This is a genomic window from Caldovatus aquaticus (genome assembly GCF_019458025.1).
Classification (GTDB): domain Bacteria; phylum Pseudomonadota; class Alphaproteobacteria; order Acetobacterales; family Acetobacteraceae; genus Caldovatus; species Caldovatus aquaticus.
In genome coordinates this window covers 18,583-39,370 of the sequence record NZ_JAHZUY010000035.1, presented here as the reverse complement: position 1 = coordinate 39,370, position 20,788 = coordinate 18,583, and the positions used below count along the sequence as shown (strand labels likewise).

At 76.6% G+C, this 20,788-nt stretch carries 23 protein-coding genes and 2 pseudogenes; 12 read left to right on the top strand and 13 right to left on the bottom strand.

Annotated features, from left to right (window positions below):
- From K1J50_RS12500 to K1J50_RS19155, 4 genes and pseudogenes are all read left to right on the top strand, one after another.
- Positions 1 to 110: pseudogene (locus tag K1J50_RS12500) on the top strand (IS5/IS1182 family transposase); the annotation flags it as partial.
- 491 nt (positions 111 to 601) lie between these two features.
- Positions 602 to 1,006, top strand: a complete 405-nt coding sequence (locus K1J50_RS12495; protein ID WP_220118044.1) for a c-type cytochrome — start codon at positions 602 to 604, stop codon at positions 1,004 to 1,006.
- A gap of 9 nt (positions 1,007 to 1,015) precedes the next feature.
- The gene (locus K1J50_RS19160) at positions 1,016 to 1,138 is read left to right on the top strand and encodes a hypothetical protein (protein WP_255575232.1); all 123 of its coding nucleotides are present in this window, start codon (positions 1,016 to 1,018) and stop codon (positions 1,136 to 1,138) included.
- A gap of 274 nt (positions 1,139 to 1,412) precedes the next feature.
- Positions 1,413 to 1,916: pseudogene (locus tag K1J50_RS19155) on the top strand (GlcG/HbpS family heme-binding protein).
- 390 nt (positions 1,917 to 2,306) lie between these two features.
- Here K1J50_RS19155 and K1J50_RS12475 read toward each other — a convergent pair.
- The 8 genes from K1J50_RS12475 to K1J50_RS12440 form a co-directional block, all read right to left on the bottom strand.
- Positions 2,307 to 2,576, bottom strand: a complete 270-nt coding sequence (locus K1J50_RS12475) for a cytochrome c biogenesis CcdA family protein (protein ID WP_220118041.1) — start codon at positions 2,574 to 2,576, stop codon at positions 2,307 to 2,309.
- Positions 2,577 to 2,746: 170 nt separating this feature from the next.
- On the bottom strand, positions 2,747 to 3,058 hold the full coding sequence (locus K1J50_RS12470) for a thiosulfate oxidation carrier protein SoxY (RefSeq protein ID WP_220118040.1): 312 nt from the start codon (positions 3,056 to 3,058) through the stop codon (positions 2,747 to 2,749).
- 41 nt (positions 3,059 to 3,099) lie between these two features.
- Positions 3,100 to 3,471, bottom strand: a complete 372-nt coding sequence (gene soxX, locus K1J50_RS12465) for a sulfur oxidation c-type cytochrome SoxX (protein ID WP_220118039.1) — start codon at positions 3,469 to 3,471, stop codon at positions 3,100 to 3,102.
- A 120-nt stretch (positions 3,472 to 3,591) separates the two neighbouring features.
- Positions 3,592 to 4,074 carry a hypothetical protein gene (locus K1J50_RS12460; protein ID WP_220118038.1) on the bottom strand — a complete coding sequence of 161 codons (483 nt, stop codon included), beginning with the start codon at positions 4,072 to 4,074 and terminating at the stop codon, positions 3,592 to 3,594.
- 3 nt (positions 4,075 to 4,077) lie between these two features.
- Positions 4,078 to 5,409: a sulfite oxidase gene (locus tag K1J50_RS12455; protein ID WP_220118037.1), complete on the bottom strand. Its 1,332-nt coding sequence runs from the start codon at positions 5,407 to 5,409 to the stop codon at positions 4,078 to 4,080.
- Positions 5,410 to 5,445: 36 nt separating this feature from the next.
- Positions 5,446 to 6,300 carry an anti-sigma factor family protein gene (locus K1J50_RS12450; protein WP_220118036.1) on the bottom strand — a complete coding sequence of 285 codons (855 nt, stop codon included), beginning with the start codon at positions 6,298 to 6,300 and terminating at the stop codon, positions 5,446 to 5,448.
- Position 6,301: 1 nt separating this feature from the next.
- Complete coding sequence (locus K1J50_RS19150; RefSeq protein WP_369413588.1) at positions 6,302 to 6,826, bottom strand: sigma-70 family RNA polymerase sigma factor; 525 nt, start codon at positions 6,824 to 6,826, stop codon at positions 6,302 to 6,304.
- Positions 6,827 to 7,944: 1,118 nt separating this feature from the next.
- A complete protein-coding gene (locus K1J50_RS12440) occupies positions 7,945 to 8,922 on the bottom strand; it encodes a hypothetical protein (protein ID WP_220118034.1) in 978 nt (325 codons plus the stop codon).
- A 153-nt stretch (positions 8,923 to 9,075) separates the two neighbouring features.
- On the opposite strand from K1J50_RS12440, the gene K1J50_RS12435 reads away from it, so the two are divergent.
- The 3 genes from K1J50_RS12435 (at position 9,076) to K1J50_RS12425 (ending at position 11,472) form a co-directional block, all read left to right on the top strand.
- On the top strand, positions 9,076 to 9,660 hold the full coding sequence (locus tag K1J50_RS12435) for a cytochrome b (protein ID WP_220118033.1): 585 nt from the start codon (positions 9,076 to 9,078) through the stop codon (positions 9,658 to 9,660).
- Positions 9,661 to 9,736: 76 nt separating this feature from the next.
- Entirely contained in the window at positions 9,737 to 10,480 is a 744-nt protein-coding gene (locus K1J50_RS12430; RefSeq protein ID WP_220118032.1) for an FkbM family methyltransferase, read from the top strand.
- Positions 10,481 to 10,599: 119 nt separating this feature from the next.
- The gene (locus K1J50_RS12425) at positions 10,600 to 11,472 is read left to right on the top strand and encodes a TauD/TfdA dioxygenase family protein (RefSeq protein ID WP_220118031.1); all 873 of its coding nucleotides are present in this window, start codon (positions 10,600 to 10,602) and stop codon (positions 11,470 to 11,472) included.
- 90 nt (positions 11,473 to 11,562) lie between these two features.
- Here K1J50_RS12425 and epmA read toward each other — a convergent pair whose 3' ends face one another.
- Entirely contained in the window at positions 11,563 to 12,627 is a 1,065-nt protein-coding gene (gene epmA, locus K1J50_RS12420; protein WP_220118030.1) for an EF-P lysine aminoacylase EpmA, read from the bottom strand.
- A gap of 101 nt (positions 12,628 to 12,728) precedes the next feature.
- On the opposite strand from epmA, the gene K1J50_RS12415 reads away from it, so the two are divergent.
- Positions 12,729 to 13,820 (top strand): lysine-2,3-aminomutase-like protein, encoded by a 1,092-nt coding sequence (locus K1J50_RS12415; protein ID WP_220118029.1) that lies wholly within the window; start codon positions 12,729 to 12,731, stop codon positions 13,818 to 13,820.
- A gap of 194 nt (positions 13,821 to 14,014) precedes the next feature.
- Here the strand turns inward: K1J50_RS12415 and K1J50_RS12410 are convergent, their stop codons facing one another.
- The 4 genes from K1J50_RS12410 to K1J50_RS12395 all read right to left on the bottom strand — a co-directional run bounded on the left by K1J50_RS12410 (position 14,015) and on the right by K1J50_RS12395 (position 17,419).
- Positions 14,015 to 15,373 carry a hypothetical protein gene (locus K1J50_RS12410; protein ID WP_220118028.1) on the bottom strand — a complete coding sequence of 453 codons (1,359 nt, stop codon included), beginning with the start codon at positions 15,371 to 15,373 and terminating at the stop codon, positions 14,015 to 14,017.
- A gap of 267 nt (positions 15,374 to 15,640) precedes the next feature.
- The gene (locus K1J50_RS12405; RefSeq protein WP_220118027.1) at positions 15,641 to 16,027 is read right to left on the bottom strand and encodes an arsenate reductase ArsC; all 387 of its coding nucleotides are present in this window, start codon (positions 16,025 to 16,027) and stop codon (positions 15,641 to 15,643) included.
- Positions 16,024 to 17,103, bottom strand: a complete 1,080-nt coding sequence (arsB, locus tag K1J50_RS12400; RefSeq protein ID WP_220118026.1) for an ACR3 family arsenite efflux transporter — start codon at positions 17,101 to 17,103, stop codon at positions 16,024 to 16,026. Before arsB ends, K1J50_RS12405 begins: the two co-directional genes overlap by 4 nt.
- Positions 17,104 to 17,119: 16 nt before the next feature.
- Entirely contained in the window at positions 17,120 to 17,419 is a 300-nt protein-coding gene (locus K1J50_RS12395; protein WP_220118025.1) for an ArsR/SmtB family transcription factor, read from the bottom strand.
- 441 nt (positions 17,420 to 17,860) lie between these two features.
- On the opposite strand from K1J50_RS12395, the gene ilvD reads away from it, so the two are divergent.
- The 4 genes from ilvD (at position 17,861) to K1J50_RS12375 (ending at position 20,771) form a co-directional block, all read left to right on the top strand.
- A complete protein-coding gene (gene ilvD, locus K1J50_RS12390; protein ID WP_220118024.1) occupies positions 17,861 to 19,585 on the top strand; it encodes a dihydroxy-acid dehydratase in 1,725 nt (574 codons plus the stop codon).
- Positions 19,586 to 19,852: 267 nt separating this feature from the next.
- Complete coding sequence (locus K1J50_RS12385) at positions 19,853 to 20,083, top strand: hypothetical protein (RefSeq protein WP_220118023.1); 231 nt, start codon at positions 19,853 to 19,855, stop codon at positions 20,081 to 20,083.
- Between the two features lie 131 nt (positions 20,084 to 20,214).
- Positions 20,215 to 20,472: a hypothetical protein gene (locus tag K1J50_RS12380; protein ID WP_220118022.1), complete on the top strand. Its 258-nt coding sequence runs from the start codon at positions 20,215 to 20,217 to the stop codon at positions 20,470 to 20,472.
- A gap of 104 nt (positions 20,473 to 20,576) precedes the next feature.
- Positions 20,577 to 20,771 carry a hypothetical protein gene (locus K1J50_RS12375; protein ID WP_220118021.1) on the top strand — a complete coding sequence of 65 codons (195 nt, stop codon included), beginning with the start codon at positions 20,577 to 20,579 and terminating at the stop codon, positions 20,769 to 20,771.
- Positions 20,772 to 20,788: the final 17 nt, after the last annotated feature.

Sequence of the window (20,788 nt, the reverse complement as noted above, 5' to 3'; positions counted from 1 at the left end):
GCAACCGCCGCCTCGCCAAGGATTTCGAGGCCACCATCGCCTCCGCCAACGCCTTCCTCTACGCCGCCTCCGTCATCGTCCTGCTGCGTCGCGTCGCTCGTTCCGTATGAGATTCGAGACAGACTCTCATATCGAAGGTGTTTCGAGACAGACTCTCAAACACGCTCTCAGGTTGCGCCGGGTGTCCGGTCGAATTGGGGTGCGCTCTAGGACGCTCCAGGCCGCCGCCACGCCTCCGTCACACGATCAGGCGCGTTTCGCAGGGGTCTCCAGGGGGCCTCCTGCGGCCGGCCGCGTTCTTATGCGATGGAGGTTCCCTTGTGTCGCCTCGCCCGGCGACCGCCCGGCGCGGATCGCCGCGCGAGCGCCTCGAAATCCACCACGGCGCGCGGCCGCGCCCGTTGCCGGTGCGGATCGGGGCAGTGCCGCCCCGCCTCTTCCGGCCGTTTCCCACCCCGCCCGTCTTTACTTCTCCGCCCGGCGCGCCATGCTGGACATGTTCAGGGTCCAGCCGGCCGCCGACGCGTATGTGACGCGCGAGGGCGCGTTCCCATTCCCACGCGGGTCACGGTGATCGCGCGGCCGAGGAGGATCCGGACCGATGGCGTTTCGACTCCTTCTTCCCATCGCAGCGGCCCTGGCCGGGAGCCTTGCCCTGGCGCCCGCCCCGGCGCGGGCGCAGGACCCCGCAGCGGGTCAGCGCGTGTTCAACCAGTGCCGCGCCTGCCACACCATCGAGCAGGGCGGCCGCAACAGCGTCGGCCCCAACCTGCACGGCCTGTTCGGCCGCCGCGCCGGCAGCGTCGAGGGCTTCCGCTATTCCGCGGACATGCGCGAGAAGGGCGAGGGCGGCCTGGTCTGGAACGAGGAGACGCTGCGCGCCTACCTCGCCAACCCGAAGGCCGTGGTCCCGCGGGGCACGATGTCCTTCGTCGGCCTGCGCAACGAGCAGCAGCTCGCCGACCTGATCGCCTATCTGCGCCAGGCCGCCGGCAGCGCCAATTGAGGCCAGGCGATGCTGCGGCGCGGCCTGCTCCTCGGCACCGTGGCGGCGACGGCCGTGCCGGCCGCCGCGCCGGCCGCGGAGGAGCCGCCCGCCGCGGTCCTCGTCCTGCTCGAGCGGCACGACTGCCCGTGATGCCGCCACTGGCTGCGCGAGGTCGGCGAGGCGGCGTGGAACGCCTCCGACCTCGGGCGCCGCGCGCCGCTCCGCCGGGTGGACCTGGCGCGGGGACTGCCGGCCGACCTCGCCTTCCTCGGCCCCTGGCGCTTCACGCCGACCTTCGTGCTGGTCCGGGACGGGCGCGAGATCGGGCGGATCGTCGGCTACCAGGGCGACCTGTTCTTCCGGCAGCAGGCCGAGGCGCCGCTCGCCCGGCTGCCGCCGCCCACCGCGAGGAGGAAACCCGAGAATGAGGACGGCGCTGATGCTGGGCGCCGCCGCGCTGCTGGCGCCGGCGGCGCCGGTGGCGCGGGCGGCCGACGACGACTTCGTCACCTTCCGCGTCATGGCCCCGCCGCTCGCGCTCGAGCCGGCGCAGGCGGCGCTGAAGGCGTGCCGGGACCGCGGATACCAGGTGGCCGTCGCGGTGGTGGACCGCTTCGGCGTGGTGCAGGTGATGCTGCGCGACGTGCTGGCGGGGCTGCACACCCCCGACACCGCGCTCGCCAAGGCGCGCACTGCGGTGAGCTTCCGCGCCGCGACCGGGGGGCTCTCGGCCGCCATTCAGGCGGGGCAGCTCAACTCGGCGATCCGCCACATCCCGGTCTAGGTGTTCCTCGGCGGCGGCGTGCCGGTCGAGGACGGCGGCGTGATCGTCGGCGGCATCGGCGTCTCCGGCGCGCCGGGCGGGGCGGAGGACGACGCCTGCGCCTGCGCCGGGATCCAGGCCGTGGAGGACCGGCTGCTGATGTAGGGCGGATCGCGGACGGCGGGAAACGGCCGGGAGCGCGAAACCGCCCGGCAGACAACGCGCCGGAGCCGTTGCCGCGCACACGGCCGGGCGAAGACGGGCTTCAGGGCGTCGTCCGCGCCGCGCTCACCCGAAGCGCCCCAGCTCCGGCCAACGCTCCAGCAGCCAGGCGCCGATCTCCTGGGAACCGCCGGTCATCACCAGCACGGCGGCGACGACCAGGCGGACGCCGGCCGCGAGCTCCACCAGGCGGAAATGCCTCCGGAAACGCCCGACGAAGCGCAGGAACGCGTCACGAAGGCGACGGCCAGCAGGAACGGCACGCCGAGCCGGGCGCGTAGGCGAACAGCAGCGCCGCCCCCTGCGCGACGCTCTCGCCCGCCGCGGCGAGCGTCAGGATCCCCGCCAGAACCGGCCCGACGCAGGGCGCCAGCCGAAGGCGGGCCCGACCGCATAGGCGCCGAGCGGGGAGACCGGCCTTCGCCTCGGATGGAACCGCCTCTGGTAGTCCAGGACGGGGATCCGCAGGGCGCCGGCGAGGTGCAGCCCGAACCGGAGCAGCACCGCGCCGGCGGCGAGCGCGTCCCGATGGTCCGCGAGCAGCCGCGACAGCGCGCTCGCCGTCGCGCCCATGGCGGTGGAGACGGTGGCGAAGCCGAGCACGAAGAAGGGCGCGCGAGCAGCACCCGCCGGCGGTCCGGCACCTCCGCGACCGCGCCGCCTCCGCCGGTGCGGCGCGCAGCGTCACGCCGTCGAGGAAACCGAGCAGGGCTGAGAAGTACAGCGCCCCCGCCAGCACTGCGCCGGCATAGCCCGCTTCCATGGCCACGGCGTCATGCTCCCTTCGCCACCTCCGGCGTCGGGTTCTTGTCCGCGAAGACGAAGACCCGCTTGACGTGATCGGCCGCCGTCATCGGGCTTTCCACGCTGACGCTGGGCGGCATGGCGTTGCCGCTCTCCGCGATCGGGCGGAGGCGCAGCGTCACGCGCCCCTCCCGCGGCGTCCGCTCGCCGATCGCCCGCCGGATCGCCTTCGCCGCCGCGGGCCGCATCTGCGCGTCCGCCGCCTTCGGCAGGACGGCGATCGCCGCCCCACCCGCCGCGGCGGCGAGCAGGTGGCGCGACCGCCCCGCCATGGTCCTCATGACGCGCTCTCCAATCGCGATTCCAATGTGCCGCTTCCCGGTCATCGCAGGGTCAGCAGGTAGGCGAGGACGTCCTCGATCTCCTGCGCCTCCAGCATAGGCTTCCCCGCCCAGTCGCGCCGCACGTCCCGCAGCCCCTCGACCCGGTAGTAGGAGGGCGTGTTGCTCTCCGGATTGATGCGCTTGCTGTCCACCAGGCGCAGGCGGAGCTCGCCCGGCTCGTAGCGGCTCGCCACGCCGGCGAGCGGGGGGGGGGCGATCGTGCCCTGGAAGTCCGCCGGCAGCGGCATCTCGTGACAGGTGATGCAGTTGCCCTTCGAGCGGTTGAGCACGAGCGCGCGGTCGCGCTCCGGATCGCCGGGCCGGTCGGTGAGCCGGCGCGGGATGGCGCCGTCCACCACCTCGTAGGGCACGAGCCCCGAGGCGGCCCCGCCGGCGGCGAGGAGGCACGCGCCGAGCAGCCGGGCGATCCGCCGGCAGGCGGCCGCCGGGCGGGAGGGGGGAGGGGTTGCGGGGCTCGGTCATGCCGGTCGTCAGTCCGTGAGGAAGGGGTTGGGCGCCCGCCGCCCGGCGCTGCCCGAGGCGGCCGGGAAGGCGGCGGCGAGGTAGTCCACGATGCGTCGCCGCTGCTCGGCATCGAGCGGGTTCATGCCCTGCTTCTCCACCATCCAGTCCATCAGATCGTCCCATTGCTGGCGGGTGAAGCGGGAGCGGCGGATGATCGCCGTGCTGTGACAGGCGGTGCAGGCGCCGAACACCTCCTCGCGCCCCTCGCCGGGCGGCAGCACCTCGGGCGTCTCCGCGGGCTGGGTCACGGCGGCGAGGCGGGCGGCTTCCGCGCGCGCCGCCTCCGCGCGCGCCGCCGCCTCCTCCTGCGCGCGCCGGAAGGCGAGGGCGGCCGGCGTCGGCGGCGGCGGCGCCGGCGCCTCCCGCACGCCCCAGAGGCCGTGCTTCTGGCCGAACAGCACCACCGCGGCCAGCACCAGGCTGGCGATCACCGCCCGCGTCAGCGTCATCGCCTAGCCGACCAGCACCGCGATGCGGCTGATAGGGTTGGCGCCGTAGCCCTGCGGGTTCCAGTTCCCGGCCACGTGCGGCTGCATGCGCCCGTCGCTGTCGGTAGCGCGGTACCAGATCTCGTAGTAGCCGTCGGTCGGCAGCGCCACGCGCCCGCTCCAGCGCTGCCAGGCGTGCCGGTTGGCGGGCTCGGCGACGCGCGCCTCCTGCCAGGTCGCGCCGTAGTCCACCGAGAGGTGCACTGCCCGCACCGTCTTGTCGCCGGCCCAGGCGAAGCCGCGCACGTCGAGCCCGCGCGTGCCGGCGGGCAGGCGCGTGCCGTGGGCGACGTTGGTGAGGATCGAGCGCACCGGCATGGACTCGAGGTCCACGAAGTCGCGCCCGTCGTTGCGGCTGCCGGGGACGATCGGGCGCACCGGCACGCGGTAGGAGGTGCCGCCCATGCCCGGCCCGTCGTGCGGGGTGGCGCGGATCAGGATGCGGGTCAGCCACTTCTGGCTGAGCGAGCCGGGCCAGCCGGGCACGATTAGGCGCACCGGCGCGCCGTGGACATGCGGAATCGGCTGGCCGTTCATGCGCAGCGCGACGAGCGTGTCCTCGTCCAGCGCCTTCTCGATGCGCATGCCGCGGCTGATCGCCGGCCGGTTGGGATCGCCCGAGAGGTGGGGGTCGGCGCCGTAGTGGCCGGTGAACCTGGCGCTCTCCTTGAGGCCCGCCGCCTGTAGCAGGTCGCGCAGCCGGACGCCGGTCCACTCGGCGCAGGAGATGGCGCCGTTGCCCCACTGGTTGCCGCGCGTCTCGGGGCTGAAGAAGCCGCGGCCGTTGCCGCCGCACTCCATCTGCAGCCGGCGCGTCACCAGCGGGAAGCGCTGCTCGATCTCGCCCAGCGTGAGCGCGAGCGGCGTGTTCACCTCGCCCTCGATGCGCAGCGTCCAGCTCTTCGGGTCGCCGGCGAAGGGCTCGGGGATCTGGCCGTTGTTGCGGATGAAGAATTTGTCCGCCGGCGTCACCTCGTCGTCGAGCATGTGCTCGGGCGTCTCGGCCACCAGCGGCCGCTCGCCGAGGATCACGAGCGGCGCCTTGCCCTCCATGCGCAGCAGGTTCGGCTGGCCGCCGCTGCCGGAGGCGGCCGGCTGGGCGAGCGCCGCCGGCACCAGCCCGGGCGGCATGCGCCGGGCGAAGGGGATCGCCGCCCCCACCGCCGCCCCCATGGCGGCGAGGGCCGCGCCGCGGAGCGCGCCGCGGCGGCCCCATACCAGGGCGTCGGCGCGCTCGGGATCGTCGCGGTAGAGTTCGAGCAGACCCCGCTCGGGGCGGCCGGTCCTGGGCTTCATGTCTTCCTCCCTCGATACTTCCTCTTTCCGCGGCCCTCAGCCGAGGCACACCCGCGGCACGGGCTGGCCGCTGGCGAGCCGGGTCGCGGCGCGCGGCCGCGGTCCTTCCCGCACCTCCCGCTCCGCCGCGTGGGCGATGCCGCGCAGCTCGTCCCGCGGCAGCGCGGCCGTGACGGCGTAGCCGAAGCGGCCGTCGAACCAGTAGTAGGTGACGTAGCCGCCGGGATGGTCGGCGCAGCGCAGCCGGTCCGCCGGGGTGCCCGGCGCGGGGCGCACATAGAAGGAGAGCCGGGTCCGGCCGCCGATCCGCTCGTACATCACCACCGCCGCCGTCCCCTGCGGCGAGGGCAGGAGGTGGCCGTCCAGCGGCCGGTAGCCGGCGCCGAGCAGGTCCGGCACCACGACGGGCGCGCCCAGCCGGTCGGACAGCCAGTCGCTCAGATCGCCCGCATCCGCCGCGGCCGGCAGCACGGCGCGGCGCGTCTCCTGCGCGAAGAGGCGATGCGCCTCCGCCGCCTCGGCCATCGGCGGCGCGGCGGGGACGGCGGTCCCGCCCCAGCCGCCGCGCGCGAGCCAGCCGGCGCCGGCGCCGAGCAGCACCAGCAGCACGGCCGCCGCCACGCCGCGCAGCCGGCGCCAGCGCCGCCGGCGCAGCCCGGCGCGCAGGTGCGCGACCCGCAGCCGCACCGGGATGGGCTCGCTCGCCTTGGGCGCGAGGGCGGCGCGGAGCGCATCGCGCTGCGCCACCATCGCGCGGACGCGGGCCGCCGCCTCCGGCTGCTCTTCCAGGTAGCGGCGAACCCGGGCGAGGCGCGCGGCGTCGAGCCGCTCGTCCACGTAGGCCTGCAGGTCGTCCTCGCCGATCGGGGGCTGGTCTCGCGGGTCCCTCATCTCAGCGCACCACGCGCAGCGGCACCGGGACCGCCGGCTCGCCCCCGCCCTCGACCAGCCGGCGCAGGCGCTCGCGGCCGCGGCTCAGCCGCGACATCACCGTGCCGACCGGCACGCCGAGCACGCGCGCCGCCTCCTCGTAGCCGAGGCCCTCCACGCCGACGAGCAGCAGCGTCGCGCGCTGTTCCTCCGGCAGGGCGTCGAGGTGGCGGAGCACGTCGGCGCACTGCATCGCCGCGTCCGGGGCCTGCGGGCCGGTCGCCTGCTCGGCCATGCCGGCGACCTCGCCGAGCAGGCGGAAGCGGCGCGCCTCGCGGCGGCGGCCGCTGACATGGGCGTTGTAGAGGATGGCGAACAGCCACGCCTTGAGGTCGCCGTCCGCCCGCCGCAGGTGCCAGCGGCCCAGCGCACGCTCGAGGCAGTCCTGGACCAGGTCGTCGGCCGCGTCCGGGTCGCGCAGCAGCGACCACGCGAACCGGCGCAGCGCAGGGATGACGGCCTCGATGCGCGCATCGCGCTCGGTCACGGTCCGTTCCTTGGACACTGGCGGCTCGGCTTCAGCATAGCAATAAGACGCGCGGCGGGGGGCGATTATTCCCGCCCGCCGGCTTGCCGGTGCGGCCGCCTCCTCCGCAAGGCGGCGGGCAGACGCCCGCGCCGCAACGCCCCCCTCGCCGCCCGCGCGGCCGCGGCGGCGCGGGCGCGGGCGGGTCGGCCAACCGCGGCGGACCGGCGCCCCGCCCGTCCGTGGCTGAGCAGGAAGCAACGCGGGCGGACGGCGAGCAGGTCGCGGGTCACGCCGCCGAGCAGCCATTGGCGCCGCGGGGGGGGGCCGCCGCGGCGGGCGTAGATCCGGGCGGCCCCGCCCCGTTCGGCCGCGGGGAGCAGCTTGTCGGCGACGCGCCCGGGGCGGGCGCGGCGCACCTCCGCCTCCGTCCATCGGCCCCGGCGCGCTTCGCCGCGGCGATTCCGCCGCCGTCCCCGCCGACCTGCAGCACCAGGACGTGCTCTGCGGCGACGAGGAAGGGCAGCGTGTCGGTGACGGCCCGCCGCGTCTCGCGCGCCTCTTTCCAGGCGGCCAGGAACCGCCGGGCGGCGAGGGTGGCTACACCGGCGGGTGCAACGAGGAGCGGCCGCCCGGCCTCGACCGGCACGCGGCCGAGATCCGCCGCGGCGGGGGGGGGGGGGGGGGGCCCCCCCCCCCCCCCCCCGCCGACGATCGGCAGGTCGGCTGCGTGTCCCTCGCGGATGAGCGCCGCCGTCGGATCCTCGAGGAAGGCGCGCCAGGCGACTGCCGGCGCCTCCCCGTGGCGCTGGCGCGGAAGCGCGCCTGCAGGCGCTGCTGCGCCGGGCGCAAGCGCGCTGCCTCGGCCGCGACCGTCCGGGCGCGCGGAGCGGCGTCGCCCACCGCCGCCTGGTCCGGCGGCGGCGGCGGCGCGACCGGGCGCGCCGCGAGGCCGATCAGGGCGGCGCCGAACCGGCAAGCGAGCTCCCCGCGAGCGTGGTTGCGGCCCCGTCTCCCGTCCCCGCCTCCAACATGGATCATCGCCGCATAGGTCGTCGCCATCGCCGCTCCCTGGCCCTCCCGGCCTCCTTCCCGGCGCCATGCGGGCGGTGTCGGGGCCGGCGCGTGGCCGCGCCGCGTTAGGCCGCAGCCGGCGCCGGCGCGTCGTGTTCCGTCGCAACCCCGCGCGGCAGCGCCGTCTGCCCCAGCACCCATCCTTCCCAGCGCCGCACCCACGGATCCTCCGGCACGAAGTCCGGCCGCGCCCCGTCGAGCACGCCGATCAGCCCGAGCAGCCCGACCAGCGAATCGAAGCGGTCCTCGCCCGCCGCGTCGGCGCCGAACCCCTCCGCCACCGCCGCCGCCAGCGCCGGCGAGGGCGCCACCCGCCGCGCCGCCATCGCCGCGCGCAGCGCCGGCGCCAGCGCCCGCCGCGCCGCCTGCGCCCGCTTGCTCCCCGCAAGGCGCAGCCCGCAGTGGCGCAGCGCCTCGGCCGGATAGACCTCCGCCAGCACCGCCGCGCCGGGGGCGAGCAGGGCGTGCAGCCCGCCCTCGAACGGCCACAGCCGCAGCGGCGCCCCCGCGGCCAGCGCCGGGGCCAGCCAGTCGCGCCAGGCCGCGATCGCCGCCTTGCCGCTCTGGTTCGCCCCGAGCGTCCAGAACACCGGCGCTCCCGCCGGCCGCTCCGCCGTCGCGCGGTCGCACCAGCGCGACAGCGCCTCGGGGCCGCCGAGGCCGAGCGCCGCCGCGTGCGCCGCGCGCGTCATGCCCTTCACGCCGCGCGCCGGATAGAAGGGCCGCTCGGCGCAGACCGTCTCCAGCGTCGCGTTCACCGCGAAGAAGCCGGGCCGCTCCGCGAGCGCGCGCAGGAACGCCACGAACCCGGCCTCGCCGCGCCGCGCCGCATACGCCCTCGGCAGCCCGAGCGGCAGGTCGAGCCCGAGCGCGACCGGCGCGCCCTCGGCGAGCAGCGCCCGCACCAGCGCCGCCGGATCGCCGACCGGCCGCGGCGCCTCCGCGCGCCATCCGCTGCTGCCGTCCGGCAGCCGGCCGCGGCGCGCCACGCTGACCCAGCGCTTGCGCGGATCGGCGCTCCAGTCGGCATGCGCGGCGAGCATGGCGCGATCCTGCCCTCCCGCCGCCCCGGCGGCCAGAGGCCCCCGGCAGGCGCGCCGTCGCCCCCGGCCTCGCCCGTCCCGGGAAACTGGCCCCGGCGCGCCGCTTCCGCCTAGCATCGGCGATCGCCGGACACCGGAGAGAGGAGCCCGCCCATGGACGCCTCCGAGCCCGCCAGGGCCGCTTCCGCCGCTGCGACCGGGCGCGCCGGCACGGCGGCCCGCTACACCGCCCTCGCGCGCGCCCTGCACTGGCTCACCGCCGCGCTGATCCTCGTCGTCGCCGTGCTCGGCATCTGGATCGTCTTCTTCGAGCCCGCGGACACCGCCTTCAAGCTGCGCCTCTACAACATCCACGAGAGCACCGGCCTCCTGATCTTCGCGCTGGCGGTGCTCCGCCTGCTCTGGCGCGCGGGGCACCCGCCGCCGCCGATCACGCCGCCCCTGCCGCCGCTCATGGCGCTGGCCGCGCATCTCAACCACGCCCTGCTCTACGCCATCCTGCTGGTCCAGCCGATCGTCGGCTTCCTCGCGACCAACGCCTGGGGCTTCCCGCTCCGCTGGTTCGGCCTGTTCCCGGTCCCGAGCCCGATCGGCAAGGACGAGGCGATCGCGCCGGTCCTCTCCGCCATCCACTTCGGCCTGGCGATCGCGCTCGGCGCGTTGCTGCTCGCGCACGTCGCGGCGGCGCTGTTCCACCACCTCGTCCGCAAGGACGACACCCTGCGCCGGATGCTCTGACCCGGCCGGGCGGGGACGCCGCCGCTCCGCCGGTCGCGATTGGACGCCGCCGCCGCCGTGCCCGATCCTCGCGGCGATGGACGAGATCGCCTTCCATCGCCTGCTCCACCGCCCGGGCGGCACGCTGGTGGACGCCGGCGCGCACGAGGGGCTGATCACCCTTCCCTTCGCGCGCCTTCCCGGCAGCCGCGTGCTCGCCTTCGAGCCGCATCCCGGCGCCTTCGCCCGGCTCGAGGCGAATCTCCGCGCCGCCTTCGGCGGCGCCGTGCCGCCGCACGTGACGCTCCGCAACGCCGCCCTCGGCGACCGCGCCGGCCAGGCGACGCTCGCCGTCCCCGTGCTCGACGGCGTGGCGCAGGAGCAGTGGGCCTCCACCGCGAAGGACTACGCCGCCTTCGCCGGCGGGCGCGTCGCCGTCGCCCGCCTCGCCGTGCAGCTGCTCCGCCTCGACGACCTCGCGCTGTCCGACCTGACCGCGCTCAAGCTCGACGTCGAGGGCGCGGAGTACGAGGTGCTGCGCGGCGCGCGCGGGACGCTGCTGCGCTGCCGCCCCGTCCTCAGCCTGGAGATCGAGGAGCGGCACCGCGAGGGCGCGACCTGGGCGGTCCCCGCCTTCCTCGACGCGCTCGGCTACGAGGTGCTGTTCGAACTGGACGGGGAATGGCATCCCGCCGCCGCGCTCGACCGCGCGCGGATGCACCGCGCCTCGCCCGATCCCGCGGCGTTCGCGGCCTCCGATCCCTACGTCTTCGTCTTCTACGCGCTGCCGCGCGAGCGGGCGCCTGCCCTGCTCGCCCGCCTGCGCGCCGCGGCGGGCTGAGCGGCGGGCGCCGCGGCGGCCGGGCGCGGCCCGCCCGCCTCCTCCCTGGGCCTCCCCGGCGAGCGGGCTATGATGCCGGCCGACCGGCAGGACGGCGACGGCATCGGGAGGGCACGGCCATGGCCACGGCGGACGGCGCGGCGGCGGGCGGGGCCGGCGGGCGCTGGCGCATCGAGCGCCTCTCAGGCGGCCCGCTCGGCGCCGAGGTGCATGGGGTGCGGCTCTCGCCCGGCATGGACGCGGCGGAGATCGCGGAGCTGCGCCGCCTCTGGCTCGCCCACGGCGTGCTCTTCTTCCGCGACCAGGAGCATCTCGGCCCGGCCGAGTTCCTCGGCTTCGCCCGGCGCTTCGGCGAGGTCGTCGAATACCCCTTCGTCAAGGGCCTCGACGGATTCCCGGAGATCACGCCGGTGGTGAAGCGGGAGGGCGAGCGGCGCAACTTCGGCGGTGTCTGGCACTCCGACACCGCCTACCTGGAACGCCCGCCGATGGCGACGCTGCTGATCGCGCGCGAGCTGCCGCCCGCCGGCGGCGACACCATGTTCGCCGACATGTACGCGGCCTACGAGGCGCTCTCGCCCGGGCTCCGGCGCACGCTGGAAGGGCTGAGGGCGCTCAACAGCTCGCGCAAGGCGGATGCGAGCGCGACGCGCGAGGACCGCATGCGCGATTCCGGCACCGGCCGGGCCGAGGTGCTGGAGGCCGAGCACCCGGTGGTGCGCACCCATCCGGAGACCGGGCGCAGGGCGCTCTACGTCAACATCGGCCACACCGTGCGCTTCGCCGGCTGGACCGAGGAGGAGAGCAGGCCGCTGCTCGACTACCTGTTCCGCCACCTGACGCAGCCGGAGTTCACCTGCCGCTTCCGCTGGCGCCCGGGCTCGGTCGCCTTCTGGGACAACCGCTGCACGCAGCACTACCCGCTGAACGACTACCACGGCCACCGCCGCGTGATGCACCGTGTGACGCTCGCGGGCGACCGGCCGCGCTAGCGTGCATCGCGGACGGCCGAAGCGGCCGCGGGCGCGGATCCGCTCGCCGGGCAACGAGCGGGAGGGGTTGCCCCGCGCACGAGCAGGCGGTCAGCCGCGGTCGCGCCGGCCCGGCGGCTCGACCATCCACTCCATCGGCAGCCACAGCACCTGCTCGATCCGCTCCGCCCCGCCCGCCAGCATCGCCAGGCGGTCGAAGCCGAGGGCGATGCCGCTGCCCGCCGGCATGCCGTGGGCGAGCGCGGCGAGGAAGTCCTCGTCCACCCCCCAGCCCGCGCCGCCGTAGAGGCGCGCCCGCTCCGCCGCGGCGTGCTCGAAGCGGGCGCGCTGCTCGGCGGGATCGGTCAGCTCGTCGAAGGCGTTGGCGAGCTCGAGCCCGGCGACGAACAGCTCGAAGCGCAGCGCGGCGCGCGGATCGGCCGGGTCGCGCCGGGCGAGCGCGGCCTGCGGCGCCGGCCAGTGGGTCAGGAAGGTCGCGCGCGCGCGGCCGATGTTCGGCTCGACCCGTTCGAGCAGCAGGCGGAAGAACAGGTCCTCCCACGACTCGCCGGGCCGCGGCGGCACGCCGATCCGCGCCGCCTGCGCGCCGAGCCGCGCCGCGCAGCCCTCGGTCGCCAGGATGTCGAGCCCGCCGCACCAGCGCGCGAAGGCCTCCGCCACGCTGAGGCGCTCGAAGGGCAGCGTCAGGTCGGTGGCGATCCCCGCGTGCACGACGACCGGCGGGCAGACGGCGCGCACATACGCCTCCGTCTCGTCCATCAGCGCCTCCATCGTGGCGCCGGGCCGGTACCACTCCAGCATCGTGAACTCCGGCGCGTGGCGCGGGCTGACCTCGCCGTTGCGCCAGACGCGGGCGAGCTCGAACACCGGGCCCGCGCCCGCCACAAGCAGCCGCTTCAGCGCCAGCTCGGGCGAGGTGCGCAGCCACAGCGTCCGCCGCTCCCCGGCGCCGAGGTGCGGCACGAACTCGGTGCGGAAGGCGTGCAGATGCACCTCCATCCCCGGCACCGGCACGAGGCAGGGCGTCTCCACCTCGGTGTAGCCGCGGGCGGCGAAGAAGGCGCGCGTGTCGGCAACGAGGCGGGCGCGGCGGTGCAGGAAGGGGAGGCGGGCGGCGAGGCTCTCGGGGTGCCAGGGGGGGAGGGGCGTGCGCATGGCAGGGGCGGGTGGCGGCGGCCGGAATCCGTTGGCGGCAGGGCGGATTCGCGCGCCCGGCCGCTTCCGGCCGGCCGCGATCTGCTCTAGGTCGCGCCACCATGCCGGATGGCGCCCCCTACCGCCCAGAGGCCGCGTGCGGCGCAACGCCGCCGGGTTCTGCGCCGCACACCCCGCCCGCCGAGGCGCCGCGCGGGGCCGCGGCGCGCACCCTGCGCGATGCCGCCTCCCTGGTGCGGGCCGGCCTGGTGCCGCCGCAGGCCGAAGCGGCGATCGCCCGCGTTGCCGAACGCTACGCCATCGCCATCACCCCGGCCGTGCGGGCGCTGATCGACCCGGCCGATCCCGCCGACCCGATCGCGCGCCAGTACGTGCCCGACCCGGCGGAGCTGGTCACCGCCCCCTGGGAGCTCCCCGACCCGACCGCGGATGCGCCGCACAGCCCGGTGAAGGGGGTGGTGCACCGCTATCCCGACCGGGCGCTGCTCAAGCCGCTGCTCGCCTGCCCGGTGTACTGCCGCTTCTGCTTCCGCCGCGAGGCGGTCGGCCCGGGCGGCGGGGTGCTGACCGAGGCCGAGCTCGCCGCGGCGCTGGAGTGGTTCGCGCGCACGCCCGCGGTGCGCGAGGCGATCCTGACCGGGGGCGATCCGCTGCTGCTCTCGCCGCGGCGGCTCGGGCACGTCCTCGGCCGGCTCGCGGCGCTGCCGCACATCGAGATCCTGCGCATCCACAGCCGCGTCCCGGTGGCCGATCCGGCGCGGGTGACGCCGGCGCTGGCGCAGGCGCTCGCGATCGGGAAGCCGCTGTTCCTCTGCGTGCACGCGAACCATGCGCGCGAGTTCTCGGCCGCGGCGGCGGAGGCGCTGCAACGGCTGGCCTCCGCCGGGGCGGTGCTGCTCGGGCAGAGCGTGCTGCTGCGCGGGGTGAACGACTCGGTGGAGGCGCTGGAGGCGCTGTTCCGGGCGATGCTGCGGCACCGGGTGAAGCCCTATTACCTGCACCAGCTCGATCCGGCGCCGGGAACCGCGCGCTTCGCGGTGCCGGCGGCGGAGGGGCGGGCGCTGCTCGCGGCGCTGCGCGGGCGGGTGAGCGGGCTCGCCTGGCCGACCTACGTGCAGGAGACGCCGGGGGGCGGCGGCAAGGTGCCGCTCGGGCCGGCCTTCCCCGAGGTGCCGCTCCCGGGCGACGGCTGACCGGCCCCGGCTTGGCCGCTGCGCGGGAGGAATGGCGCGGCGCGTGCGCCGCCCCTTGATGGGTGCGCCTGGCGCGAGGCGGCCCCTGGACAGTCCGGTGGGCTGGCCGCGAGGGGAAGGCGCGCCGGGGAGGCGGCGCGGCTGGCGCTCGCCGGGCGCGCGGCCGCCCCGCGCCGGCCGGGGCGCGGCGCAGGTCACTGCCCGAGGGCGAGAAGGTGGCGTGCGAGGGGGCCGGCATCCGCGGGCGGCAGGGCGGCGATCTCGGCGTGGACGGCGGCCATGGCGTCGCAGGGAAGGCCCGGCTGGGAAGCGGCGGGCCGGCGGGGCGGGGTCTCCGGGCCGGCGAGGCGCAGCAGGGCGGCGGCGGCGGCCTGCTGGGCGGGGGCGAGGCGTGCGGCGAGGCGGGCGCGGAGCCGGGCGAGGGGCGCGGCCAGGGCGTCCGGCGGCGGCGGCGCGGCGCGCGCCGGGCCGGACGCGGCGAGCAGGACGGGGGCGAGGGCGGAGAGGGCCTGGTCGCGCACGGCGCGGGCGGGGCCGGTCAGGGCGGCGAGGGCGGCGACGCGCGGCGCACCGCCGGCGGCGAGCGCCGGGCAGAGTTCGGGCGCCGCGAGGGCGACCGCCTGGGCGATGATGCCGAGGGCGCCGAGGGCGGTCAGCGCCTCCGCGTCCGGCGCCTGGGGAAGAAGGGCGAGAGCGGGGGGGAGGGCGGCGCGGAGGATCAGGGCCTGCAGCTCCTCCGGCGCGGCGCCGTCGTTGTAGGCGGGAAGGACCTCGGCCGCGGCGGCGGAGGGGAGGCCGGGGTAGAGCGCGGCGACCGCGGCGGCGAGGGGGCCTCCCGCCCGGCGGAACAGCTCCGGCATGTCGGCGAGGCCGGCGCGGACCGGGGGGAGGCCGGCGGAGAAGCCCTCGCCGTCGGCGACGACGCGGTGGACGTAGCGGGCCTCGAGCAGCTCCTCCGGCGTCGGGACCCAGAGCATGTCGGGCGGGGTGGCGTCCACGCGGTCGAGGAACCAGCGGGGGATGCCGGCGTGGCGGAACGCGCTGCGCAGCTCCGCCCCGAGCGGGACGCCGCCGGTCTGGTCCGGGCGCAGGCCGAGCGGGGTGCCGCGGTGGAAGCCGAGGACGGCGCCCTGCTGGATGACGCGCCGCCGGCCGGCGAGGAAGACCATCGCGCAGGCGGAATTGCACTGGCTCCGCACGAAGGTGTCGAGGCGGTGGCGGGCGACGACGGAGGCCATGCGGATCGCCTCCCCCCTCATGCCGCCGGGGGAGACGAGGTGGAGGACCTGGGCGTCGCGGCCCTGGCCGCGCAGCACCGCCTCCAGCGCCGGGGCGGCGCCGGGGACGATGTCGCCGCGGAACTCCACCGCCGTGCCGCGGCGCAGGACGGTGATGGTGAAGGGGCGGCCCTGGCGGAGGGCCTCCGCGACGCCGGGCGGCACGACGGGGGCGAGGGCGGCGGGGGAGGCGAGGGCGGGATCCTGCGGCGGAGGCGGGGTGAGGACGACGGGGAGGCGCTGGCCGCCCGGGCCGGTGACCGGGGAGCCGGGCATCCAGGCGGCGCCGGGCGGGGCGGGCTCCGGCTTGACGAGCGGAATCCGCGGCGGCGGGCCGCCCTGGGAGGGGTCGGCGACCGGCTGGGCACGCGGCGCCGGGGCAGCGAGCAGGAGCGCCGCCGCCAGGGCCGTCCCCGGCCGGAAGCGGGGGGCGGAGCCTGGCCTCGGCCCGCGGCGCGCGCTGGTCATCGCAGGGAGCCTACACCGGTTCGTTGCCGCGCCATACCGGAGGCGCGCGGCAGGGCGGGCGCGGCGGCCCGTCCATCAGGCCGGAAGTTCGTCCAGCCTGCGGGCGATCGCGTCCCGCGCTGCGCGGAAGGCCTCCAGGGTGCCGGCGGCGGCCGGATCGGGAATCGGCCAGTGGAGCCTCCGGACCCGGCCGGGCACCACCGGGCAGACCTCCTCGGCGCACAGCGTCACGATCGTGTCGAAGCGCGAGAGATCGACCTCCTCGATCCCCTTCGACCGCTGCCCGGAGATGTCGATCCCGATCTCGGCCATCGCCGCGACCGCCAGCGGGTGCAGGACGCCGGGCCGCGACCCGGCGCTGGCGATCCGCCGCCCCGGGCCGAACCGGGCACGGGCGAGGCCCTCCGCCATCTGGCTGCGCGCCGCGTTGGCGACGCACAGGAACAGGATTCCGTCGCTCATCGGGATGCCTCCGCGCTCCGGGGGAACCAGGCCCGGCCGAGCCGCTCGGCCACCTTCACCAGGAGGATCAGCACCGGCACCTCGACCAGCGGGCCGATGACGGTGGCGAAGGCGACCGGCGAGGCCAGGCCGAAGGCGGCGATCGCCACCGCGATCGCCAGTTCGAAATTGTTGGAGGCGGCGGTGAAGGCGATGGCGGTGGCGCGCGGGTAGTCGGCCTCGACCAGCCGGCCCATGGCGAAGCTGACCAGGAACATGACGACGAAGTAGATCGCGAGCGGCAGCGCGATGCGCAGCGCATCGAGCGGCAGCCGCACCACGTCGCCGCCCCGCAGCGCAAACATGGCGACGATGGTGAACAGCAGCGCCGCCAGCGTCAGCGGCGCGATGCGCGGCAGGAAGGCGCGCGCGTACCATTCCTCCCCCCGGCGCGCGACGAGGACGCGCCGGGTCAGGAAGCCGGCGGCGAAGGGCACGCCGAGGTAGAGCAGCACCGCGCCGGCGACGGTGGCGAAGGAGACCTCCACCACCCGCCCCTCCAGCCCGAGCAGCGGCGGCAGGACGGAGAGGAAGACCCAGGCGTAGAGCCCGAAGAACAGCAGCTGGAAGACGCTGTTGAAGGCGACCAGCCCGGCCACGTACTGGTTGTCGCCGCGCGCGAGCTGGTTCCAGACGATCACCATGGCGATGCAGCGCGCCAGGCCGATCAGGATCACCCCCGTCATGTACTCGGGCCGGTCCGGCAGGAACAGCACCGCCAGCGCGAACATCAGCAGCGGGCCGACGACCCAGTTCTGCACCAGCGAGAGCGCGAGCACGCGGGTGTCGGCGAAGACCTGCGGCAGCGCCTCGTAGCGCACGCGGGCGAGCGGTGGATACATCATCAGGATCAGGCCGAGGGCGATCGGCAGGTTGGTGCCGTTGACCGCGGCGGCGTCGAGCAGCGCGGGCAGCCCGGGGACGAGGTAGCCGAGCGCGACGCCGGCCGCCATGGCGGCGAAGATCCAGAGCGTCAGGTGGCGGTCGAGGAAGGACAGGCGGCGCGCGGGCGGCGCCGCCGCGGCGGCGGCGGTCATCGGCGGGTTCCCCGGATCAGAGCGCGGCGACGAGCCCCTTGAGGCGGGCGAGGCCCGCGCGGCGCAGGCGGTAGCAGACGCGCGGCCCGTCCACCGCGCCCTCGATCAGCCCCGCGGCCTTGAGGACGCGCAGGTGCTCGGAGACGGTGGACTGGGCGAGCTCGAGGTCGGCCACGATGTCGCAGCCGATGCAGCCGTCCCCGCGCCGGGCGAGCAGGCGCAGCACGCGGACCCGGGCGGGATGCGCGAGCGCCTTCGCCAGGGCGGCGAGCTCCTCGTCGGCGGCGTCGGGGCGGGGGGCGGCGCGGCGGCTCACGGCCTGCCTCTCGTTCGGCAATCGTCGAATGACGATATAGCGGCGGCGGCGGCGCGCAACGGGCCGGCCGGCGCCGGATCGGGGGGCGGCGCGGCGCCGCAGTGGCGGAAGGCGGCAGCGGCGCCTCCGCTCCCGGGCGCCGCCGGTCCCGCGCCCCGGACCGCAGCCGCCTCCGGCGCGGCCGGCGCGTGGCGACGCGCCCCGGCCCGCGGCACCTTCCCCCGTCCCCGCCTCCGGCACCCGGCATGGCCCGCGGCCACGCCGGGTCGGGACCTGCGGCCCCCCTCCTGCGAGGCGGAGGCGCGCGGGGCGATCGCGCGGCATCGCTGCCGGCTCCTGCCGGAGCGGCGGCAGCAGCGATGCCGCCCCGGCGGGCGCGAACGCCTTGCCTCGCGCTCCGCCGCGCGCGAAGGTCCGCCCACGATCCGCGGGGGATGCGCCATGACGAGCAGCGGGTGGGACAAGTCCAGGCTCCCGAGCCGCCACGTCACCGTGGGGCCGGAGCGCGCGCCGCACCGTTCCTACTACTACGCGATGGGCCTCACCGAGGAGGAGATCGCCCGGCCCTTCGTCGGCGTCGCCACCTGCTGGAACGAGGCCGCGCCCTGCAACATCGCCCTCGCGCGCCAGGCCCAGTCGGTCAAGAAGGGCGTGAAGGAGGCGGGCGGCACGCCGCGGGAGTTCACCACCATCACGGTGACCGACGGCATCGCCATGGGCCACCAGGGCATGAAGGCCTCGCTGGTCTCGCGCGAGGCGATCGCCGACAGCGTGGAACTCACCGTGCGCGGCCACTGCTACGACGCCCTGGTCGGCCTCGCCGGCTGCGACAAGTCGCTGCCGGGGATGATGATGGCGATGCTGCGCCTCAACGTCCCCTCGGTGTTCATGTACGGCGGTTCGATCCTGCCCGGGAAGTTCCGCGGCAGGGACGTCACCGTGGCGGACGTGTTCGAGGCGGTCGGCCAGCACGCCGCCGGCCGCCTGTCGGAGGCCGACCTGCACGAGCTCGAATGCGTCGCCTGCCCCGGCGCCGGCGCCTGCGGCGGCCAGTTCACGGCCAACACCATGGCCATGGTCTCGGAGGCGATCGGCCTCGCGCTGCCCGGCTCGGCCGGCGCGCCGGCGCCGTTCGAGGACCGCGACCGCTTCGCCATCGAGTCGGGCCGGGCGGTGATGGCGCTGATCCGCAGCAACCTCCGCCCGCGCGACATCGTCACCCGCAAGGCGCTGGAGAACGCCGCGGTCGTGGTCGGGGCCACCGGCGGCTCGACCAACGCCGCGCTGCACCTGCCCGCGATCGCGCACGAGGCCGGCATCCGCTTCACCCTCGACGACGTGGCGGAGATCATGCGCCGCACTCCCTACATCGCCGACCTCAAGCCGGGCGGCCGCTACGTCGCCTACGACCTGTACCGGGTCGGCGGCGTGCCGGTGGTGATCAAGGCGCTGCTCGACGCCGGGCTGCTGCACGGCGACTGCCTGACGGTCACCGGGAGGACGCTCGCCGAGAACCACAGGGACGTCGTGTTCCCGGCCGACCAGGACGTGGTCCGTCCGGTCGCGCGCCCGCTCTCGCCCACCGGCGGCGTCGTCGGGCTCAAGGGCAACCTCGCCCCGGAGGGCGCGATCGTGAAGGTCGCCGGCATGAGGACGCTGCGCTTCGAGGGCACCGCCCTCTGCTTCGACTGCGAGGAGGACGCCTTCCGCGCGGTCGAGGCCCGCGCCTACAAGCCGGGCGACGTCATCGTCATCCGCTACGAGGGGCCGAAGGGCGGGCCGGGCATGCGCGAGATGCTCGCCACCACCGCCGCCATCTACGGCCAGGGCATGGGCGAGCAGGTGGCGCTGATCACCGACGGCCGCTTCTCCGGCGCGACGCGCGGCTTCTGCGTCGGCCACGTCGGGCCGGAGGCGGCGGTCGGCGGCCCGATCGCGCTGCTCCGCAACGGCGACCGCATCGTGATCGACGCCGGGAAGGGCACGATCGACGTGCTGCTGGACGAGGCGGAACTTGCCCGCCGCCGCGCCGCCTGGACGCCGCGCAGGACGGACTACAACAGCGGCGCCCTCTGGAAGTACGCCCAGACCGTCGGCCCCGCCTGTCTCGGCGCGGTGACGCACCCGGGCGCGGCGGAGGAGACCCACGTCTACGCCGACCTCTGACGGCGCCGCCGCGCCGCACGCCGCCGAGGTGCTGGAGATCCTCGGCGGCGGGGCGCGGGGCGCGCACCGCTTCGCCGCCTGGCCGAACCGCGCCGTGCCGGCCGGGGGCCGGGCCTCTACACCGTCTGGCACGAGGACGGGCGCTTCCTCTATGTCGGCCTCGCCGGCGCCGGGGGCGGTGCCGGGGGGCTCTACGGCCGCCTGAAGAGCCACGCCTCCGGCCGGCGCGGCGGCGATCCGTTCTGCCTGCTGGTCGCCGACCGTCTCGTGCTGCCGCTGCTCTCGCGCACCGAGATCGCGGGCATCGCCGCGGGCCGCATCGCCTTCGATGCGCTGCTGGGCGCCTACATCCGCCGGCGCCTGCTCTGCCGCTTCGCCCCGCTCGCCAGCGCCGCCGAGGCGCGCGGCCTGGAGGCGGCGCTGCGCCGGGGCGCCTGGCCCCATGGCCCGCCGCTTCTGAACCCCGATCCCGCGGCGGTGTCGGCCGGCGCCTCCTAGTTCAGCTTTTGGTGATGACCCGGCAGTGCGCCGATCGTCCCGCGCCGCGCTAGGCTCCGCGCGAGGGGCGCGCAGGGCGATTCGCCCGCGGCCCCCGCCGCCCCGTGTGCCGCGCTTCGAGAAAGGGTGTCATGGCCTCGCCTCTCTCCAGGTCCCTGCTGGCCGGCCTCGGCCTCGCGCTCGGCGGCTGCGTCTATGCCGCCGAGCCCGTGGTGGTGCCCGCGCCCGCCGTGGTCGTACCGCCTCCGCCGCCGCCTCCGGTGGTCGTCCGGCCTCCGCCGCCACCGCCCCCGGTCGTCGTGGTCCGGCCGCCGCCGCGCCGGGTCTGGGTGCCCGGGCATTACGACCGCTGGGGGCGCTGGGTGCCCGGCCACTGGCGCCGGATGTGAACCGGGCGGGAACGCCGTCGCGCACTCGTCACTCGGCCAGGGCGCCACGTTTGCACGGCTCCCCGGTTATGCGGGCGCATCGGTCCACATCGAGGAGTCCCCGGATGCGCGAGACCTCCCGCCCGTTCCGCAGCCCCGGCCTGGTCGCTGCGGCCGCCGGCGCGGCCTTCGCGCTCGCCGCCTGCACCTATGTCGAGCGCACCCAGCCCGCGCCCACCGTGGTCACGCCGCCCCCGCAGCAGCCGACCGTGGCGGCGCCCGCCGTGCCGCCCACCGTGACGGTGCGGCCGGGCTACTGAGCCTCGGCGCGGCGCGC

Bases quoted from the DNA above. Each gene is read 5' to 3' on its own strand.
- K1J50_RS12375 (WP_220118021.1), top strand. From the start codon at position 20,577: ATGCGCGAGACCTCCCGCCCGTTCCGCAGCCCCGGCCTGGTCGCTGCG.
- ilvD (WP_220118024.1), top strand. From the start codon at position 17,861: ATGACGAGCAGCGGGTGGGACAAGTCCAGGCTCCCGAGCCGCCACGTC.
- K1J50_RS12435 (WP_220118033.1), top strand. From the start codon at position 9,076: ATGGACGCCTCCGAGCCCGCCAGGGCCGCTTCCGCCGCTGCGACCGGG.
- K1J50_RS12450 (WP_220118036.1), bottom strand. From the start codon at position 6,300: ATGAGGGACCCGCGAGACCAGCCCCCGATCGGCGAGGACGACCTGCAG.
- epmA (WP_220118030.1), bottom strand. From the start codon at position 12,627: ATGCGCACGCCCCTCCCCCCCTGGCACCCCGAGAGCCTCGCCGCCCGC.
- K1J50_RS12430 (WP_220118032.1), top strand. From the start codon at position 9,737: ATGGACGAGATCGCCTTCCATCGCCTGCTCCACCGCCCGGGCGGCACG.
- K1J50_RS12425 (WP_220118031.1), top strand. From the start codon at position 10,600: ATGGCCACGGCGGACGGCGCGGCGGCGGGCGGGGCCGGCGGGCGCTGG.
- K1J50_RS19160 (WP_255575232.1), top strand. From the start codon at position 1,016: ATGCTGCGGCGCGGCCTGCTCCTCGGCACCGTGGCGGCGACGGCCGTG.
- K1J50_RS12495 (WP_220118044.1), top strand. From the start codon at position 602: ATGGCGTTTCGACTCCTTCTTCCCATCGCAGCGGCCCTGGCCGGGAGC.
- K1J50_RS12405 (WP_220118027.1), bottom strand. From the start codon at position 16,027: ATGAGCGACGGAATCCTGTTCCTGTGCGTCGCCAACGCGGCGCGCAGC.
- K1J50_RS12440 (WP_220118034.1), bottom strand. From the start codon at position 8,922: ATGCTCGCCGCGCATGCCGACTGGAGCGCCGATCCGCGCAAGCGCTGG.
- arsB (WP_220118026.1), bottom strand. From the start codon at position 17,103: ATGACCGCCGCCGCCGCGGCGGCGCCGCCCGCGCGCCGCCTGTCCTTC.
- K1J50_RS12415 (WP_220118029.1), top strand. From the start codon at position 12,729: ATGCCGGATGGCGCCCCCTACCGCCCAGAGGCCGCGTGCGGCGCAACG.
- K1J50_RS12410 (WP_220118028.1), bottom strand. From the start codon at position 15,373: ATGCCCGGCTCCCCGGTCACCGGCCCGGGCGGCCAGCGCCTCCCCGTC.
- K1J50_RS12455 (WP_220118037.1), bottom strand. From the start codon at position 5,409: ATGAAGCCCAGGACCGGCCGCCCCGAGCGGGGTCTGCTCGAACTCTAC.
- K1J50_RS12460 (WP_220118038.1), bottom strand. From the start codon at position 4,074: ATGACGCTGACGCGGGCGGTGATCGCCAGCCTGGTGCTGGCCGCGGTG.
- K1J50_RS12380 (WP_220118022.1), top strand. From the start codon at position 20,215: ATGGCCTCGCCTCTCTCCAGGTCCCTGCTGGCCGGCCTCGGCCTCGCG.
- K1J50_RS12470 (WP_220118040.1), bottom strand. From the start codon at position 3,058: ATGAGGACCATGGCGGGGCGGTCGCGCCACCTGCTCGCCGCCGCGGCG.